The 17,775-nt window shown below is 71.6% G+C and carries 20 protein-coding genes; 10 read left to right on the forward strand and 10 right to left on the reverse strand.

From position 1 onward, the window contains the following. The 3 genes from ACWPOB_RS23830 to ACWPOB_RS23840 form a co-directional block, all read left to right on the forward strand. A partial coding sequence (locus tag ACWPOB_RS23830) for an NAD(P) transhydrogenase subunit alpha (protein ID WP_455402333.1) occupies positions 1–336 on the forward strand: 336 nt, incomplete at its 5' end. Then, positions 333–1,763, forward strand: a complete 1,431-nt coding sequence (locus tag ACWPOB_RS23835; RefSeq protein ID WP_100055966.1) for an NAD(P)(+) transhydrogenase (Re/Si-specific) subunit beta — start codon at positions 333–335, stop codon at positions 1,761–1,763. The genes ACWPOB_RS23830 and ACWPOB_RS23835, both read left to right, overlap by 4 nt. Before the next feature lie 122 nt (positions 1,764–1,885). Next, on the forward strand, positions 1,886–2,488 hold the full coding sequence (locus ACWPOB_RS23840) for an NADPH-dependent FMN reductase (RefSeq protein ID WP_100055965.1): 603 nt from the start codon (positions 1,886–1,888) through the stop codon (positions 2,486–2,488). Here ACWPOB_RS23840 and ACWPOB_RS23845 read toward each other — a convergent pair. The 4 genes from ACWPOB_RS23845 to pdhA are packed head-to-tail and all read right to left on the reverse strand — an operon-like array spanning position 2,485 to position 7,080. Beyond that, entirely contained in the window at positions 2,485–3,660 is a 1,176-nt protein-coding gene (locus ACWPOB_RS23845; RefSeq protein ID WP_455402334.1) for an MFS transporter, read from the reverse strand. The genes ACWPOB_RS23840 and ACWPOB_RS23845 overlap by 4 nt on opposite strands. Positions 3,661–3,681: 21 nt before the next feature. After that, positions 3,682–4,986 carry a dihydrolipoamide acetyltransferase family protein gene (locus tag ACWPOB_RS23850; protein ID WP_455402335.1) on the reverse strand — a complete coding sequence of 435 codons (1,305 nt, stop codon included), beginning with the start codon at positions 4,984–4,986 and terminating at the stop codon, positions 3,682–3,684. 10 nt (positions 4,987–4,996) lie between these two features. Next, entirely contained in the window at positions 4,997–5,980 is a 984-nt protein-coding gene (locus ACWPOB_RS23855) for an alpha-ketoacid dehydrogenase subunit beta (RefSeq protein WP_455402336.1), read from the reverse strand. Beyond that, a complete protein-coding gene (gene pdhA / locus ACWPOB_RS23860) occupies positions 5,977–7,080 on the reverse strand; it encodes a pyruvate dehydrogenase (acetyl-transferring) E1 component subunit alpha (protein ID WP_455402337.1) in 1,104 nt (367 codons plus the stop codon). Before pdhA ends, ACWPOB_RS23855 begins: the two co-directional genes overlap by 4 nt. A 166-nt stretch (positions 7,081–7,246) precedes the next feature. Between pdhA and ACWPOB_RS23865 the strand changes: the two genes are divergently transcribed. After that, entirely contained in the window at positions 7,247–7,717 is a 471-nt protein-coding gene (locus ACWPOB_RS23865; RefSeq protein WP_006940156.1) for an Lrp/AsnC family transcriptional regulator, read from the forward strand. A 43-nt stretch (positions 7,718–7,760) separates the two neighbouring features. On the opposite strand, the gene ACWPOB_RS23870 is transcribed toward ACWPOB_RS23865, so the two are convergent. From ACWPOB_RS23870 to ACWPOB_RS23880, 3 genes are all read right to left on the reverse strand, one after another. Then, a complete protein-coding gene (locus ACWPOB_RS23870; RefSeq protein WP_100058247.1) occupies positions 7,761–8,933 on the reverse strand; it encodes a thiolase family protein in 1,173 nt (390 codons plus the stop codon). Between the two features lie 94 nt (positions 8,934–9,027). After that, positions 9,028–9,504 (reverse strand): acyl-CoA thioesterase, encoded by a 477-nt coding sequence (locus ACWPOB_RS23875; protein WP_455402338.1) that lies wholly within the window; start codon positions 9,502–9,504, stop codon positions 9,028–9,030. After that, on the reverse strand, positions 9,501–10,697 hold the full coding sequence (locus tag ACWPOB_RS23880) for a benzoate/H(+) symporter BenE family transporter (RefSeq protein ID WP_455402339.1): 1,197 nt from the start codon (positions 10,695–10,697) through the stop codon (positions 9,501–9,503). The genes ACWPOB_RS23875 and ACWPOB_RS23880 overlap by 4 nt, the downstream gene beginning before the upstream one ends. Before the next feature lie 100 nt (positions 10,698–10,797). On the opposite strand from ACWPOB_RS23880, the gene ACWPOB_RS23885 reads away from it, so the two are divergent. Continuing rightward, positions 10,798–11,634 (forward strand): sulfurtransferase, encoded by an 837-nt coding sequence (locus ACWPOB_RS23885; protein WP_455402340.1) that lies wholly within the window; start codon positions 10,798–10,800, stop codon positions 11,632–11,634. Positions 11,635–11,644: 10 nt separating this feature from the next. On the opposite strand, the gene ACWPOB_RS23890 is transcribed toward ACWPOB_RS23885, so the two are convergent. The 3 genes from ACWPOB_RS23890 to ACWPOB_RS23900 form a co-directional block, all read right to left on the reverse strand. Continuing rightward, complete coding sequence (locus ACWPOB_RS23890; protein WP_100057369.1) at positions 11,645–12,469, reverse strand: shikimate 5-dehydrogenase; 825 nt, start codon at positions 12,467–12,469, stop codon at positions 11,645–11,647. 136 nt (positions 12,470–12,605) lie between these two features. After that, positions 12,606–13,307 (reverse strand): HNH endonuclease family protein, encoded by a 702-nt coding sequence (locus ACWPOB_RS23895; protein WP_455402341.1) that lies wholly within the window; start codon positions 13,305–13,307, stop codon positions 12,606–12,608. A gap of 161 nt (positions 13,308–13,468) precedes the next feature. Next, on the reverse strand, positions 13,469–14,044 hold the full coding sequence (locus ACWPOB_RS23900) for a TetR/AcrR family transcriptional regulator (RefSeq protein WP_455402364.1): 576 nt from the start codon (positions 14,042–14,044) through the stop codon (positions 13,469–13,471). 81 nt (positions 14,045–14,125) lie between these two features. On the opposite strand from ACWPOB_RS23900, the gene ACWPOB_RS23905 reads away from it, so the two are divergent. The 5 genes from ACWPOB_RS23905 (at position 14,126) to ACWPOB_RS23925 (ending at position 17,747) form a co-directional block, all read left to right on the forward strand. Next, positions 14,126–14,209, forward strand: coding sequence for a putative leader peptide (locus ACWPOB_RS23905; RefSeq protein WP_442800834.1), 84 nt, complete (start codon positions 14,126–14,128; stop codon positions 14,207–14,209). A gap of 88 nt (positions 14,210–14,297) precedes the next feature. After that, entirely contained in the window at positions 14,298–14,813 is a 516-nt protein-coding gene (locus ACWPOB_RS23910) for a DUF4242 domain-containing protein (RefSeq protein WP_072634955.1), read from the forward strand. A gap of 8 nt (positions 14,814–14,821) precedes the next feature. After that, positions 14,822–15,871, forward strand: coding sequence for an acyl-CoA dehydrogenase family protein (locus ACWPOB_RS23915; RefSeq protein WP_455402342.1), 1,050 nt, complete (start codon positions 14,822–14,824; stop codon positions 15,869–15,871). Then, entirely contained in the window at positions 15,847–16,587 is a 741-nt protein-coding gene (locus ACWPOB_RS23920; RefSeq protein ID WP_455402343.1) for an ABC transporter ATP-binding protein, read from the forward strand. Before ACWPOB_RS23915 ends, ACWPOB_RS23920 begins: the two co-directional genes overlap by 25 nt. Next, entirely contained in the window at positions 16,584–17,747 is a 1,164-nt protein-coding gene (locus tag ACWPOB_RS23925; protein WP_455402344.1) for an ABC transporter substrate-binding protein, read from the forward strand. Before ACWPOB_RS23920 ends, ACWPOB_RS23925 begins: the two co-directional genes overlap by 4 nt. The last annotated feature ends 28 nt before the right edge of the window (positions 17,748–17,775 follow it).

The following is a 17,775-nucleotide window of genomic DNA, read 5'->3' on the forward strand; positions in this document are numbered from 1 at the left end:
GAACTGTTGGCGAACATCGCGATCCTGGTCCTGGCCGGGTTCGTGGGCTTCGCCGTGATTTCGAAGGTGCCCAACACCTTGCACACCCCGCTGATGTCGGGCACCAACGCCATCCACGGCATCGTGGTGCTCGGTGCGCTGGTGGTCTTCGGCCACCTGCCGGCCGACGCGCCGTGGAGCATCAAGGTCATCCTGTTCGTCGCGCTGGTGTTCGGCACGCTCAACGTCGTGGGTGGCTTCGTGGTCACCGACCGCATGCTCGCGATGTTCAAGCCCAAGAAGCGGGTGCCGGTGCAGGCCGCCCCGGCGGTGGAGAAGGGAGCCGACGCGAAATGAGCTACCTCGTCTCCGTCCTGTACATCGTCGCGTTCGCGATGTTCATCTACGGTCTGATGGGCCTGACCGGCCCGAAGACCGCGGTCCGCGGCAACTACATCGCCGCGGTCGGTATGGCCGTGGCGGTCGTCGCCGTCCTGATCGACATCCGCGCCACCGACAACTGGCTCTGGATCGTCGCCGGCCTGGCCGTCGGTGTCGTCCTGGGCGTGCCGCCGGCGCTGCGCACGAAGATGACGGCGATGCCGCAGCTGGTGGCGCTGTTCAACGGCGTCGGTGGCGGCACCGTCGCGCTGATCGCGTGGGCGGAGTTCCTCGACTCGGACGGCTTCACCACCCTCGCCGAGGAGCCGACGGTGCCCGTGGTGGTCGGCTCGCTGTTCGCCGCGATCGTCGGGTCGGTCTCGTTCTGGGGTTCGCTGGTGGCGTTCGCCAAGCTGCAGGAGCTGCTGAACAAGAACCTCGAGCGCCGCCTCGTCGGCGCGGCCAAGGCCTTCCAGCTGGCGAACATCGGGCTTGCGCTCGCGGCGGTCGCGCTCGCCGTGTACATCGGTCTCGCGGCCGACCCGGCGAACGAGCCCACCTCGGCGATCTGGATCGTGGCGCTGCTCGTCGTGGCCGGGCTGATGGGCCTGTTCGTGGTGCTGCCGATCGGCGGCGCCGACATGCCGGTGGTCATCTCGCTGCTCAACGCCCTGACCGGCCTGTCGGCCGCGGCGGCCGGTCTGGCGCTGAACAATCAGGCGATGATCGTCGCCGGCATGATCGTCGGGGCGTCGGGTTCGATCCTGACCAACCTGATGGCCAAGGCGATGAACCGGTCCATCCCGGCGATCGTGTTCGGCTCGTTCGGCGGCGACGGCGGTGCCGGTGCGGTGGCCGGCGGGGCCGGTGGCACCGTCAAGGCCACCTCCGCCTCCGATGCGGCGGTCCAGATGGCGTACGCCAACCAGGTCATCGTGGTGCCCGGGTACGGGCTGGCGGTGGCGCAGGCGCAGCACGCGGTCAAGGAGATGGCGGCGCTGCTCGAGGAGAAGGGGGTGGAGGTCAAGTACGCCATCCACCCGGTCGCCGGCCGGATGCCCGGGCACATGAACGTGCTGCTCGCCGAGGCCGAGGTGCCGTACGAGGCGCTCAAGGAGATGGACGACATCAACGGGGAGTTCTCCCGCACCGACGTCACCGTCGTCATCGGCGCCAACGACGTCACCAATCCCGCCGCCCGGCACGACTCGTCCAGCCCGATCTACGGCATGCCCATCCTCAACGTGGATCAGTCCAAGTCGGTGATCGTGCTCAAGCGCTCGATGAGCTCCGGGTACGCCGGCATCGACAACCCGCTGTTCACCGCCGACCACACCTCCATGCTCTTCGGCGACGCGAAGAAGATGGTCTCCGAGGTCACCGAGGAACTCAAGGCGCTGTAACGAGTTCGACGAACCGGGGCGTCCGCACGGAACACCGTGCGGGCGCCCCGCTCGTGTGCGACCGTCGGAGATGGCAGGCGGGCTGCGCCCGGCCCGTGGCACCGACGGAAAGGACTCGTCCTGTGACCGAGCATCCCGTGACCGAGCACCCAGGGGCCGAGAGGACGTACAGGGTCGGCTACTTCGTCGGCAGCCTGTCGTCCACCTCGATCAACCGTATCCTCGCGAAGGCGTTGATCCGGCTCGCCCCGCACGACCTCGAATTCGTCGAGATCGCCATCCGGGACCTGCCGCTCTACAGCCCCGACTACGACGCGAACTACCCGCCGGAGGGGGCCGCGCTCAAGGACGCGATCGCCGCTGTCGATGCGGTGCTGTTCGTCTCACCCGAGTACAACCGGTCGATTCCCGGGGCGCTGAAGAACGCCATCGACTGGGCGTCGCGCCCGTGGGGGCAGAACTCGTTCGATCACATCCCGGCCGCGGTGATCGGCGCCTCCATCGGCGCGATCGGCACCGCCGTGGGCCAGCAGAGTCTGCGCGCCGTGCTGAGCTTCTGCAACGCCCGGCAGATGACGTCGCCCGAGGCATACATCCATTACACGCCCGAGGTCTTCGGGGACGACGGCACCGTCCACAACTCGGGCACCGAGGACTTCCTCCGCAACTACATGCGCGAGTTCCGCGACCACGTCGTGCGGGTCCTGACCGTCCTCCCGCGCTAGCGGCCGTCCACGCGCGCAAGCGTGTGACGGGTCCGCTCACCGACGGAGCCGGCGAGGGCTGCGGCGGCGAGCACGCATGCCAACGGCACCGTCATCGCCGCGGTGAGCGACGTCGCCTCCGAGAGCCAGCCGATGGTGGCGGGTCCCGCCAGGAACCCGATGTATCCCATGCCGACGACACGGGACATGTTGCGGCCCGGGGCGCCGGCGTCGATGTTCCCGGCTGCGCTGAAGATCTGCGGCACGGCGCCGGACAGGCCCAGCCCGAACAGCGCCCATCCGGCGAGCGTCGTGGGCAGCCACGGGGAGGCGACGACCGTGCCCATCCCGGCTCCCGCCAGCAGCGTGCCGTACCGGACCACGGCCACGGCGCCGATGCGGGCGCTGACGCGGTCCGCGACGAAGCGGCCGAGCGTCATCGTCGTGGAGAACGCGCCGAAGGCCAGCGCCGCGACCGCATCCGGGCTGCCCAGGTGTTCCTTGACCTGCAGGGCGCTCCAGTCGTTGGCGACGCCCTCGCTGAGCATCAGCATGAACGCGAGCCCGCCGAGCAGCAGCACCCGGCGGGAGTATCCGCCGCGCGGGCCGGCCTCGCGCGGGTGCTCGACCCGGGGCACCCGCACGAGGTGCGGCGCCGAGACCGCGACGACGAGCACGCCGACGAGGCCGGCGCCGCCGAGGGCGACGGCCGGGGTGAGCCCCGTCGCCAGGGCGGCCGCCCCGACCAGCGAGCCGACGACCCCGCCGACCGAGAACAGGCCGTGGAACGCGGCCATGATCGGCCGCCGGTAGCGTTGCTCGACCGCCACGGCCTGCGAGTTCATCGACACGTCCAGGGCGCCGTTCGCGAACCCGAACACCGCGAGCGCCACGCCCAGCTGCCACGCCGTGCCGGCCAGGCCGGGGCCGAGGGTCGCCACCGACAGCAGGACCGCCGCGGCGACGGTGGTGCGGTCGCTGCCGAACCGGTCGGCGAGCGGACCGGTGGCCTGCATCCCGGCGATCGCCCCGGCCGCGAGGACCAGCAGCAGGGAACCCAGCGTGGCGTGGTCGATGCCGACGCGCTCCTCGATCGCGGGGATGTGCACCACCCACATCGCGAGCAGGAACCCGTTGACGCCGAAGGTGGCGAACACGGCCGCGCGGGCGCGGCGAAGATCCTGAGCGGTCACGTGTCCCGACGCTACCGCCCGTCAGATACCGGCGAGCAGTTCCGGCACCGGGTCGGTGAGGATCGCCCCGATCTCGGCCAGCGCGCGCGCTGCCTGCTCACCGTCGACGAGACGATGGTCGAACGACAGCGACAGCGTCGTGACCTGCCGGACGGCAAGCTCGCCGTCGACCACCCACGGTCGCGGGGTGACGGCACCGAGCGCGAGGATCGCCGTCTCCCCGGGATTGAGGATGGGGGTGCCGGTGTCGACGCCGAACACGCCGATGTTGGTGATCGAGACCGTGCCGCCGGTCAGGTCGGCCGGGGTGGCGCGGCCGGATCGGGCGGTCTCCGCGGCGTGGGCGATGGCGCCGGCGAGGTCCGGCAGCGACATGCGGTCGGCGTCGCGGATCACCGGCACCATCAGGCCCGAGTCGGTGGCGGTCGCGATACCCAGGTTGACGTAGTGGCGGGTGACGATCTCCTGGTGCTCCTCGTCCCAGGCCGCGTTGAGGACGGGCTGGTGCTCGAGCGCCCGCAGCAGCGCCTTGGCCACCACGGTGAGCGCCGTCGGGCGACGGCCCTCGAAGGCGGCCGCGCCGCGCAGCCGGGCGACGAGGTCGACCGTAGCGGTGACGTCGCAGGTGAGGAACACGGTCACGTGCGGGGCGGTGAAGGCGCTGCGCGCCACCGCGGCGGCGGTACGTCTGCGGATCCCGTGGATCGGCGTCCGGGTCTCGCGATCCGATCCTGCTGCCGCCGTGGCGGATCCGTGTCCCTCCGCGGCGCGTCGGACGTCGGGGACGATGATCGCCCCGCCCGTGCCGGTTCCCGTCACCTCGGTGAGATCCACGCCGAGGAGCCGGGCCTCGCGGCGCGCCGACGGTTTCGCGTCGGGGCGGTGCCGCTCGCCGGGCGGTGTGGGTGCCTGCGCCGGGGCCGGTGCCGCCGCCGCGGCCCGGGCCGCGCGCCGGCTCACCGGCGCGGCGCCCGGCCCGTAGCCGACGAGCACCTGCACGGGTGAGTCGCCGCCACCGGTCGGGGTCGCCGCGGTGCCCGCCGCGACCGGCACCGCGATGCGGATCAGTGGCGCCCCGACGGGCACGCCGGCGCCCGGCTCGGCGAGCAGTTCGGCGACCGTTCCCGCGTACGGGGAGGGCAGTTCCACCGTCGCCTTGGCGGTCTCGACCTCGGCGATCACCTGGTTGAGCTCGACCCGGTCGCCGACGGCGACGGTCCACGACAGCAGTTCCGCCTCGGTCAGGCCCTCCCCGAGGTCCGGCAGCCGGAACACCTCGCTGTGTTCGGTCACCACGGTGCCGTGTTCGTTCATGCCCGGTTCCATGTCCGGCTCCTCACGCCGCGAGGCTGCGGTCGACGGCGTCGAGGATGCGATCCGGGTCGGGCAGGTGGTGCGCCTCGAGTTTCGCCGGGGGATAGGGGATGTCGAAGCCGCCGACCCGCAGCACCGGCGCCTCGAGCTGGTAGAAGCAGCGCTCCGCGAGCTGGGCGGCGATCTCGGCGCCGATGCCGCAGAACAGCGGTGCCTCCTGCACCACGACCAGCCGTCCGGTGCGCCGGACCGACGCCTCGACGGTGTCGAAGTCGATGGGCGAGAGGGACCGCAGGTCGATCACCTCGACCGAGTGCCCCTCGGTGTCGGCGATCTGCGCGGCGTGCAGCGCGGTGGACACCATCGACCCGAACGTCACGACGGTGACGTCCGTTCCGGGCCGGGCGACGCGGGCCTTGTCGAGCGGGAGGTCGGGCTCGGTGTCGAGGTCGACCTCGCCGCGGTCCCAGTACCGGCGTTTGGGCTCGAGGAAGATCACCGGGTCGTCGAGCGCGATGGCCTGCTGGATCATCGTGTAGGCGTCGGCCGGATGGCTCGGGCTGACGACCCGCAGTCCGGCGGTGTGCGTGAAGTACGCCTCGGGTGACTCCGAATGATGTTCCACCGCACCGATCCCGCCGCCGTAGGGGATGCGGATGGTCAGGGGTGCGGTGACCCTCCCGGCGGTGCGGTAGTGGATCTTGGCGACCTGCGAGACGATCTGGTCGAACGCGGGGTAGACGAAGCCGTCGAACTGGATCTCGCACACCGGCCGGTAGCCGCGCAGGGCCATGCCGAAAGCCGTTCCCACGATCCCGGATTCGGCGAGGGGTGTGTCGATGACGCGGTTGTCGCCGAAGTCCTTCTGCAACGTGTCGGTGACCCGGAAGACCCCGCCGAGCCGGCCGACGTCCTCGCCCATGATCACCACCTTGCGGTCGTGTTCGAGGGCCCGGCGCAGGCCGGCGCCGAGGGCGGCCCCGAGGGCAAGCGTGGTGGTGGTCATGACGGCGCCTCCTCGTGGGTCGCGATCTCGAAATCGGCGAGGTAGTCGCGGTAGCGGGTTCGTTCCTCGGCGATCATCGGATGGGCGGTGGCGTAGACGTGGTCGAACATGCTCAGCGGCTCGGGGTTCGGGGCGCCGAGGGTGCCGGCGCGCAGCCGGGCCGCGGCCTCGTCGGCGGCGGCGCCGACCTCGTCGAAGAACTCGTCGCCGGCGTGTCCTTCCCGCCGGAGCAGCCGGTGGAGCCGGTCGATCGGGTCCCGGGCCTTCCACAGTTCGGTCTCGGCGGGGGTGCGGTAGCGGGTGGGGTCGTCGGAGGTGGTGTGCGGGCCCATCCGGTAGGTGATGGCCTCGACGAACGACGGGCCGCTGCCCTCCCGCGCGTGCCGGGTGGCCCGGCGGGTGACGGCGAGCACCGCGAGCGCGTCGTTGCCGTCGACCTGCACGGCGGGCATCCCGTAGCCGGCGGCGCGCTGCGCGATCGGGACGGGACTCTGCGACCGGACGGGGTGGCTGATCGCCCAGTGGTTGTTCTGGCAGAAGAAGACCACGCCGACGCCCCACGCGACGGCGAAGCCGAGGGCCTCGGCGATGTCGCCCTGGCTGGTCGCCCCGTCGCCGAAGTAGACGACGGTGGCGATCTCGGCGCCGTCGAAGTGGGCGCCCATCGCGTATCCGGTGGCGTGCAGGCCCTGGGAGCCGACCACGATGGCGGGGTTGGTCATGTTGACCGTGGCCGGATCCCAGCCGGAGTGGGCGCACCCGCGCCACAGCCGGGTCATGTCGGCGGGGTCGACGCCGCGGCACCAGGCCACGCCGTGCTCGCGGTAGCTGGTGAACACGTAGTCGTCGCGGTGGAGGGCGTGCGCGGAGCCGACCTGGGCGGCCTCCTGGCCGAGCAGCGGCGCCCACAGTCCGAGTTCGCCCTGCCGTTGCAGCGCGGTGGCCTCGGCGTCGAGGCGGCGGACGACGACCATGTCGCGGTAGAGGGCGCGGAGTTCGTCGGGTCCGACGTCGGCGACGAGCGCGGAGTACTCGGGGTTGTAGACCCGTCGTCCGTCGGGCTGGATCAGCTGGACCGGATAGGCAATCTTGTCGACCACCGTGCACCACCTCGCTATGGCGGGACCGGTCGCCCTCGTGAGGCGGGCCGGCGAACCTGTGTTGTACCTCACATGATCCACGCGGGGTGCAGGTGCGCAATCGGCCGATGCGCGATTGCGCAGGAAGCACGGTTTCGGGGTGCCCGCCGCTGTCATACTGCGAAATATGACCAGTCTCGATGCCACCGACGCCCGGCTGCTGCTCGAGCTTGCGCGGACCCCGCGGGCGACCGGGGTGGAGCTGTCCCAGCGTCTGGGGTTGTCCCGGAACACGGTGCAGGCGCGGCTCGCGCGATGGGATGCGGAGGGGGTCCTCGGGTCGTTCGAGCGGCGGGTGGATCCGCGGGCTCTCGGCTATCCGCTGGCGGCGTTCGTCGCGACCCGGGTCGATCAGCACCGGCTCGATTCGGTCGTCGCGGCCCTGGCGCAGATCCCGGAGGTCACCGAGGTGTACGGCATGACGGGGCAGACCGACCTGTCGGTGAAGGTGGTCGCGCGCGACGCCGAGGATCTCTACCGGCTGGCCGGGCAGATCCTCGAGATCCCCGGCGTCGAGCGCACCAACATGGCGCTGGTGATGCGCGAACTGGTGGGTCCGCGCACGACGCCGCTGCTCGAGCGGCTGGCGCAGCGATGAGGTGTGCCTTCCGGGACCGGGTCCCGGAAGGCACCACCGCGGGCTAGAGGATCTCGTAGATCGTGGCGTTGGCGGTGCCGCCGCCCTCGCACATCGTCTGCAGGCCGTAGCGGCCACCCGTGCGGCGCAGGTGATGGATCAACGTCGCGGCCAGGCGACCGCCCGAGGCGCCGAGGGGGTGGCCGAGCGCGATGGCACCGCCGAGGGGGTTCAGCTTCTCGAGCGGCGCGCCCGTCTCGCGTTGCCACGACAGCGGTACGGAGGCGAAGGCCTCGTTGACCTCGAACGCGTCGATGTCGTCGAGCGACAGTCCCGACCGCTTCAGCGCCAGGGCGGTGGCGGGGATGGGGCCGGTGAGCATCTTGACCGGATCGTCGCCGGTGACCACGGCGGTGTGCACGCGCGCGAGCGGGGTCAGGCCCAGCGCCTTCGCCTTCTCCGAGGTGGTGATCAGCAGCCCGGAGGCGCCGTCGGAGATCTGGGACGCGTTGCCGGCGGTGACCACGCCGTTCTCCCGGAACGGGGCCTTCAGGCCCGCGAGCTTCTCGACGGTGGAGCCGCGCCGGATGCCCTCGTCCGAGGCGATCACGGTGCCGTCCGCCAGGGTGTACGGCGCGATCTCGTCCGCGAACAGCCCCTCGTCCTGCGCGCGGGCGGACTTCTCGTGCGACCGGACGGAGTACTCGTCGAGCTCGGTGCGGGAGATGCCCCACTGCTCGGCGATGATCTCGGCGCCCACGCCCTGGTTGAAGCGGCCGTGGAAGCCGGGCGCGGTGAGCTCGTCGGCGTACCGTTCGCGGGCCGGGCCGCCCATCTGCCCGGTGCCCTCGGGAGCGGAGGAACCCAGCGGGATCGCCGACATGATCTCGACGCCGCCGGCGACGACGAGATCGGCCTGGCCGGAGATCACCGCCGCGGCCGCCGTCGAGACGGCCTGCTGCGACGAGCCGCACTGCCGGTCGATGGTGAAGCCGGGCACCGATTCCGGCCAGCCCGCGCCGAGCACGGCCATGCGGCCGATGTTGCCGGACTGCATGCCGACGGATTGCACGGTGCCCCAGTGCACGTCGTCGACGAGCGCCGGGTCGATGCCGGTGCGTTCGGCGATGGTGCGCAGGACGTGGGCGGACAGCTCGACGGCGTGGACGCCGGACAGGCCGCCGCCCCGCTTGCCGATGGGGGTACGGACGGCTTCGACGATGACAGCATCGCGCATCTTCGGATCACTCTCTCTCGGGGGACGTGCGGATGCCCCGGAGTGTAATCCGGTAGATGAATACAATGCCAAGCGGATGCTTGGTGGACGGGAGCTATTCCGTCGGGGGCGTCACCAGCTGGGCGACCGCCTTCTTGATCTCCTTGGGGATCACCACGGGACGTCGCGTGCGGGCGTCGACGTACACGTGCACGAAACGCCCGGTCGCCGCCGGCTGCAGCCCGCCTTCGCCGTCCTCCCGGAAGATGGCCAGCGAATAGGTGACGCTGCGGGTTCCCAGCCGCTCCACCGCCAGGCCGACGCGCAGCCGGTCCGGGAACGACAGCTCCGCCAGATACCGGCACGACGTCTCCGCGACCACGCCGATCGCGTCCAGCTCCCGGATGTCGACCCCGGTCGTGGCCATCAGCCATCCGTTGACCGCGGAGTCGAAGTACGAGTAGTAGGTGACGTTGTTGACGTGGCCGTAGTGGTCGTTGTCCGCCCACCGGGTCTGCATCGGCCAGAGGACCGGGAACCGGGCGGGAACGGGTGGGTCGGCGGCGGGCGTCGTCGGCTGGCGGTTCGTCACCGTCCTGACGATAGTCCCACGCGGACGGCAAGTCCGACCATCAACGCCCAGAATGCCGATCCGATACCGAACAGGGTCGATCCGGACGCCGCGACCAGGAACGTCACGACCGCTGCTTCGCGCTCCGGCGCGTCGCGCAGAGCCGAGGCCAGGGCCCCGCCGAGCGTCGCGAGCAGGGCCAATCCGGCCACCGCCTCGACCACCCCGTCCGGTGCCGTCGCCACGACCGTCGCGAGCCCGGTCGAGCACAGGGCCAGCGCGAGGTACGACCAGCCCGCCGACCACGCGGCCACCCACCGGCGCGCCGGATCCGGGTCCGCCTCGGGCGCCGCCGCCAGCGCCGCACTGATCGCCGCGAGGTTGATCGCGTGCCCACCGGCCGGCGCGCCCACGGCGGTGCCGAGGCCCGTGACCGTCATCGCCGCCCGCCACGGCGTGGCGTAACCGAACGAGTCGAGCACTGCGGTGCCCGGGATGTTCTGCGACGCCATCGTCACGATGTAGAGGGGCACGGCGATGCCGAGCAGCGCCTGCCACGTCCACGCCGGAGCCGTGAGATCGATCGAGGGCAGCAGATCCCGCGCTGCGGGCCGGGTTCCCGAGCGCGACAGGTGGATTGCCACGACCACCGCGGCCGCCGCGAACGCCCCCGGCACCGCCCAGCGCGGCCGCAGCCGCTGCAGCACAAGCCACGTCGCCACCACGGGCAGGATCGAGGCGGGCGAGGACATCACCTCCTCGACCGGGGCGAGGCAGAGCGGGACGAGCACCCCGGCGAGCATGGCCTGCGCCAGCGGCGTCGGGATCGCCGCGATCAGGGCGCCGAGCCGCGGCCACAGCCCCGTCAGGACGATCGCGGCGCCCACGACGACGAACGCGCCCACCGCGGCCGGCCATCCGCCCGCCACCACGCCGGTGCCGGCGAGCAGCGCAGCGCCGGGCGTGGACCACGCGAGCGTGATCGGTGTGCGGTACCGCCGTGCCAGCCACAGGATGCCGAGCCCCTGCGTCACACAGAGCGCCAGCAGACCGGCCGCCGCCTCCGACGGCGACGCCCCGACCGCCCGCAGTCCCGTCAGCACCACCGCGAACGAACTGGTGAACCCGACGAGGGCCGTGACGATGCCCGCCCCGATCGGCTGGGTGAGCGGGGCGGGACGGGTGGGCGCGGGAGCATCTGACACGGGCGGCATTCTGCCGCAGCGGACCCGGGCGGCATTCTGCCGCAGCGGACGCCGCCGCACCTCCCGTGTCGCGCGGCGCCCACCGCGCGGGCGTGCCAGGATCGGAGCCATGGTTGCGAATCCCGTGCTGATGACCGTGAGTGAACTGGCCGATCTCGTCGAGGTGGGCAGGCCGCCGGTCCTGCTGGACGTGCGCTGGTCGCTCGACGACCCGAACGGCGAGGACCGCTACCACGAGGGTCACATCCCCGGAGCGGTGTTCGTCGACCTCGAGACCGAGCTCGCCGATCCGGGATCGCCCGAGCGCGGCCGTCACCCCCTGCCGGACGTGGTGCGGCTGCAGGACCACGCGCGACGGTGGGGGATCGACGACGGCGACACCGTCGCCGTCTACGACGACACCGGTGGCCTCGCCGCCGCCCGGGCCTGGTGGCTGCTGCGCTGGGCGGGCCTTCGGGACGTGCGCCTGCTCGACGGCGGGCTGTCGCTGTGGACGGCGGCGGGACATGGCCTCGCGGCCGGGCCGGGGGAGGCCGTGAAGCCGGGATCGGTGACCCTGCGCGGCGGCCGGATGCCCACCGTCGGCATCGACGAGGCAGCCGAGTTCCCTTCGCGGGGAACCCTGCTCGATGCGCGGGCCGCGGCGCGGTACCGGGGCGACGAGGAACCCGTCGATCCGCGCGCCGGCCACATTCCCGGCGCGGTGAGCGCCCCCGCCACGGACAACCTCCGCGTGGACGGCACGTTCCGGACCGCCGAGGAACTCGCCGACCGCTTCGCGACCGTGTGCGGGGACGGTCCCGTCGCCGTGTACTGCGGATCCGGGGTGACCGCGACCCATCAGATTGCGGCGCTCGCCCTCGCCGGGATCGACGCAGCCCTGTTCCCGGGGTCGTGGTCGCAGTGGTGCCGGGACCCGGCCCGGGAGATCGCCACCGGGGCGTGAATGCCGGGGCTCAGGCCGCGGATCGGGAGAACTCCGACGCGCGGCGCACCTGCTCGGGCGTCGGGGTCACGCCGGTGTACAGCGCGAACTGCTGCGCCGCCTGCAGGGCGATGACCTCGGCGCCGGTGATCACGGGCAGTCCCCGCTCCTGGGCCGCGCGGATCAGCGGCGTCTGCGGGGGCATCGCCACCACGTCGAACACCGTCGTCGCCGCGCCCACCGCGGCTTCGGGGAACGGCAGCTGCCCGGATTCCGGCCCGCCCGCCATCCCGATCGGCGTGGCGTTGACGAGCAGGCCCGGAGCGAGCTCGCCGAGCTCGGGCCGCCAGTCGAACCCGTACTGCTGCGCGAGCGGGCGCCCGGTCTTCTCGTTGCGGGCGATCACCGACACGTTCGCGAACCCGCTGTCGCGCAGGGCCGCCACAACCGCCTTGGCCATCCCGCCGCTGCCGGCGACGGCGGCCGGCAACGCGGGGTCGACCTCGTGCTCGCGCAGCAGATCCACCACCGCCTGGTAGTCGGTGTTGTAGGCGTGCAGCACCCCGTTCTCGTTGACGACGGTGTTCACCGATTCGATGGCCCGCGCCGAGTCGTGCAGCTCGTCGATCAGGGGAATGATCGCTTCCTTGAACGGCATCGACACCCCGCACCCGCGGATGCCGAGGCCGCGGATCCCGGCCACCGCCGCCGGCAGGTCGGTCGTCGTGAACGCCTTGTACACGAAGTCCAGGCCGAGTTCGTCGTAGAGGTAGTTGTGGAAGCGGGTGCCGATGTTGCTCGGGCGGCCCGACAGCGAGATGCACAGGCGGGTGTCCTTGGTGATGCGCGAAACCATGAGTGCCACGCTAGTTCCCTCTGCCCGGATGCGGGGCACGGCGCCGGAGGGCGGCAGCCGCGCGACCACCGGCCGTCCGCGGGCAGCTCGTTGGATGCGCACGACCGACGAGCGCGCGGTCGCCGCGACGACGGGCTCAGCACGCGGAGATCGTCGACGCCAGCGCCCGCCGGTCGGCCACCGTGATCGGCAGCCCGTAGCGCACCGCCACCGACAGGTACTTGCCCGCGAACCAGCAGCGATACGCCGCCGCCGGCGGCAGCCACTCGGCCGGGGTGTGATCGCGCTTGTCCTCGTTCGCCGGGCCGTCCACCGCGATCAGGTTGTAGGCGACGTCGTTGGCGAACTGCCGGCGCCGTTCGGCCGGCCAGGCCGCCGCCCCGAGGTCCCACGCCGCCGCCAGCGGGTAGATGTGGTCGATCTGGACGGCCCGGCCCTCGGCGCGACGGAATTCGAGCCGCGCCCCGGTGTACGGGTCGGTCAGCGTGCCCGACAGGACGACACAGTCGCCGGTGCCGGGCCGGAACGCGACGTCGCGCAGATCGCGGGCGAGCACGTTGTTGCGGGTGTCGCACCCGTCGCGCCCGCCTGGTCCCGGATGGTCGTCGGACCACGCCTCCCCGAACACGCACCCCTCGCCCGGTCCGCACGCACGCTCGTACCCCGGCACCTGCGGCCGGTGCGGCACCACCGCCGCCCGCGCCAGCAGCTGTTCGAGCTCGCCGCGGCCGGGACTGCCCGGTGCCGGTGGTGCGTTCGACTCGATCCGGTCCCAACCCCACGACACGGCGATCGCGACCGCCACCACCAGCCCCCAGAACGCTGCGCCCCCTCGCACGCGGACATTCTCACCGACCGCACCGACAGCGTCGGCGCCGGTGCCCGCTCAGTGAGTGTTGTGGAACCCTGCGCCGAGGCGGCAAGTCGGCCGTGCAGGTGCATATCGGTGCCGAGAACTGGCACGTCGATCTGTCATGGCGAGATCGCCGTGCCTGAAAGTCAGCCCGTTGCGATCGCGGCGGCGAGTTCGCGGCCGAGCTGCAGCGGCTCCTCGGAGTGTTCGAGCTTGGAGCCGGACAGTGCCCCGTCGTAGATCAGTTGGATCTGCCGGGCAGCTGATTCCGGGGCGGCCACCCCGGCCTCGGTGAGCAGCGCGACGAGAGTCTTGCGCAGCCAGTCGCGGTGCGCTCGCACGGGCGCGAATTCTTCGTCCGGGAACTCGGTCGCCGCGTTGGCATATTGGCATCCCCGGTAGTTCCTCGCCGGAGCCGACATGAGGGCGAGGTCGAAGAACATCAGGACCTTCTCGACGGGATCGGCGACATCGGTGACGGCCGCGGTCCAGCGCGCGCGGTCCCGGCGGTCGAGGTAATCGAGGTAGGCCAGGACCAATGCGTCCTTGGATCCGTAGGCGGAGTACATGCTCGCGCGGGCCACGCCCGATTCGGCGAGGATGCGGTCGATGCCCACGGCACGGATCCCGTAGCGAGAGAACAGCGTCACCGCCGTGGCGAGCAGTCGCTCGGCGGGCGGCGCCTTGACTGGACGGGACTCGGGCGTGGTGTCCACGCGGATATCGGCGGAAGCGGGCACGGATCCAGGGTATCCGAGCGGCCGGATAGACAGATCGTTCTGTCCGTCTGTACTGTGGACGGCGTGACCCGCAGCAACCTCACCCGCCGCCTGCACGTGGATCTCGTGCGCGTGGCCGCTGCGGTGTGTCGTCACTCCTGTCGCTGACCGAGCCCGTCGGCTCGCAGCCTCCGCGCGCAACCCTCTCCAGGTTCGGCGCGCCCCGCCCTTCTCCTCAGTCCCCGGAAGGTGACCCATGTCCCTGTACCTGTACGAACTCGTGCCCACTGCCGACAATGCCGACCAGGCCCTCAAGGAATTCGACGCCCAAGTCGCCACCGCCGGCGGCGAGCTGATCGAGGCCCAGGTGACCGCCGGCGCGCAGCGCGTCTTCGCCGTCGCCGAGTTCGACGGCTGCAGCGCTCCCGACCTCGACGCCGCGGCGCTGTCCGCCTCCGAACTCGACGGACCGCACCAGGTCCGCCTCGTCGGCGCCGACCTCGACCAGATCAAGGCGGCACGGCCCGAGGCCGGCTATCTCGTCGAGTGGGACATCCCCGCCGAGATCGACATGGACACCTACCTCGCCCGCAAGAAGGCGAACTCGCCGAAGTACGCCAACGTCCCCGAGGTGAGCTTCCTGCGCACCTACGTCCGCGAGGACATGGACAAGTGCCTGTGCTTCTACAACGCGCCCGACGAGGCCGCGGTGTTCCGCGCCCGCGACGCCGTGAGCACCCCTGTCGACCGCATCCACACCCTCGAAAGCTGACCTTCACGATGACCGCGGCTGTTTCACAACCCCTCACCGAACGGCGCCGAACCGTCGCCGAATCCGTTCGCGACCGGGCGGACGCGCTCGATCGTGGCGAGACCGACATCCGCGTCGATCTCACCAGGATCGGCGAAAGCTGCCTGATCGCCGCCGGCCTCGGTGAGGACGGGATCGGCGAGATGGTCGCGGTCATCGAGGACATCGCCGCCGAGAGCCTCGCCGTGGGCTTCTCGCTGTGGGCGCAGCGGATGAGCCTCGAATACATCGACCGAGCTCCGGCGCCGCTACGGAACAGGTACCGCGACGACCTCGCCGCCGGGCGGCTCGTCGGCGTCACCGCGATGGCCGCCGCCCTCAAGCATCTCGCGGGCCTCGGCGAACTGCCGCTCACGGCCGAGCGCACCGCCGACGGCCTCGAGGTGTCCGGCCCGATTCACTGGGCCTCCAACATTTTCCCCGAGTCGCTCATCGTCTTCCCGGCACGCGGCGCGGACGGCACCCGTTTCGTCGCCGCCGTCCGGGCGAACGCGCCCGGCGTGCGGATCGCCCCGGCGCCGGAGTTGCTCGCGCTCGGTGCCACGTCCTCGACGTCGCTGACGTTCGACAAGGTGCACGTTGCCACGGACCACATCATTACCGACGACCTCGGAGGCTTCTGCGGGAACATCCGCCCGACGTTCCTCCTGCTGCAGACGGCGTTCTGCAGCGGCATCACCCGCACGGCCCTGGCCGAGTCCTCCGCCCGCCTCACCGGTCTCGGCGCCCAGTTCGCGGAGGAATACCAGACGCTGGCGGCCCGGTACGAGTCGCTGCGCGACCGCCTGCACCGCTTCGCCGCGAATCCGGCCACGGCCGGCCCAGCCGATCTGATCCGGTTGCGGCTCGACGGTTCGAGCGTCGCGGTCGCCGCAACCCGCCTCGAGTCGACCCTGCGCGGGGGCGCAGGCTACGCCTCCTCGAGCGCAACCAACCGTCGGTTCCGCGAGGCCGCCTTCCTGCCCATTCAGTCGCCCTCGGAAGGACAGCTGCGGTGGGAACTCTCGCAGTACGAATAACTAACGGATACAAGAGTTTTCCGGGACGGAACACGCCCGTCCTGGGTGGGGTCGACCTCGACATCGCCGACGGCGAGTTCCTCGTCGTGCTCGGCACGAGCGGTAGCGGCAAGTCCACACTGCTGCGAATCGTCGCCGGCCTCGAGCACCTCGACGGCGGCACCGTCACCTGGCCCACCTCCGACGACGACACCCGCCCGCACACGGGAGTGGTGTTCCAGCAACCCTTTCTGATGCCGTGGCTGACGGTGCGGGAGAACAGCGCCTTCGGGGGACGCTTCGCCGCCCACCGGGACCGGTTCGACGCCGCCTACGCGGACGAGCTGCTGCGGATGTTCGGGCTCGCCGACCTCGCCGGGTACTACCCCGACCAGCTCTCCGGCGGGCAGGCCCAGCGCGTCGCGGTGATCCGCGCCGTCGCTGTCCGCCCGCGCCTGCTGCTCCTCGACGAGCCGTTCAGCGCGCTCGACCCGGCTATCCGCTCCGACCTGCAGGTGTGGCTGCGCGACCTCGCCCGCGAACTCGGCTTCACCACGGTGCTCGTCACCCACGACATCGACGAGGCGCTGCTGCTCGCGGACCGCATCGCGCTGCTCGGCGGCGGGGGCGCCGTGCAGCAGCAATGGCACCTGAGCGCCCGTCCGGACGAGCATCCGGACCATCTGCGCGCCGAGATCCTGGCCCGCTACCGCGACACGTCGCTGTCCTCGCGGTGAGCGCCGTGATCACGCGCCGGACGCTGCTGCGCGGTGCCGTCGGGCTGGCCGCCGCCGGGGGCGTGGCCGGCCTCGTGGATCTCGGCCGCGTCGCGGCTACCGACCCCGCCAACACCACCGGGCAGTTGCGGATCGGATACCTGCCCATCACCGACGCCGCGCCGTTGCTCGTCGCGCACGGTGCCGGCCTGTACCCGCAGGGCGTCGTCGACGGCGCGAAGCCGGTGCTGTTCCGTAGCTGGGCGTCGCTGGCCGAGGCATTCCTCACCCGGCAGGTCGACGTCGTGCATCTGCTGATGCCGATGGCCGTACAACTGCGCTATTCGCTCGGCAGCGCCGTGCGCGTCATCGGCTGGAATCACACCAACGGCTCGGCTCTTACCGTCGCGCCCGACGTCACCGACCTCGGCCAGCTCGCCGGCCGGCAGGTTGCCATTCCGTTCTGGTGGTCCATTCACAACATCGTCCTGCAGAAACTGCTGCGTACCCATGGATTGCGCCCGGTGATCCGCCGGTCCGCGTCCCGCTCCGACGGCACCGTGGAGCTGATCGTCATGAGTCCGTCGGACATGATCCCCGCGCTCGCCAACGGCTCGATCGGCGGCTTCACCGTCGCCGACCCGTTCAACGCCGCCGCCGAGCTCCGCGGCATCGGACGCATCCACCGCTTCCTCGGCGACATCTGGCGCGACCATGCCTGCTGTGCGCTGCTCGTTCACGAGGACCTACTCGAGCAGCGACCCGCCGTCGCCCAGTCCGTCACCGACTCGCTCGTCGGCGCGCAGCAGCGGATCGGTGCCGATCGCCCGGCCGCGGCAACGATGCTCGCGGGCGGATACCTGCCGCAGCCGCTGCCTGCGATCACCGAGGCCTTGACCTATCCGGACCGCAGTCCCGGCGTGCACCCGCACTGGCGGCCGCAGCAGGTCGGCTACCAACCGTTCCCGTTCTCCAGCTTCACCGCGGCGCTGGTCGAGGCCATGCACGACACCCTCGTCGACGGCGACACCCGGTTCCTGGACCGGCTCGATGCCGCGACCGTGCACGACGACCTCGTCGACGACCGGTTCGTCCGGGCGTCACTCGCCCGTCTCGGCGGTCCCGCCACTTTCGGGCTGCCCGCAGACCTGACCCGTATCGAGGAGGTCGACCCCTCTTGAACCCCTCCACTCCCGCACCGCGGCGACC

The sequence above is a fragment of the Rhodococcus sp. 2H158 genome (genome assembly GCF_053764755.1).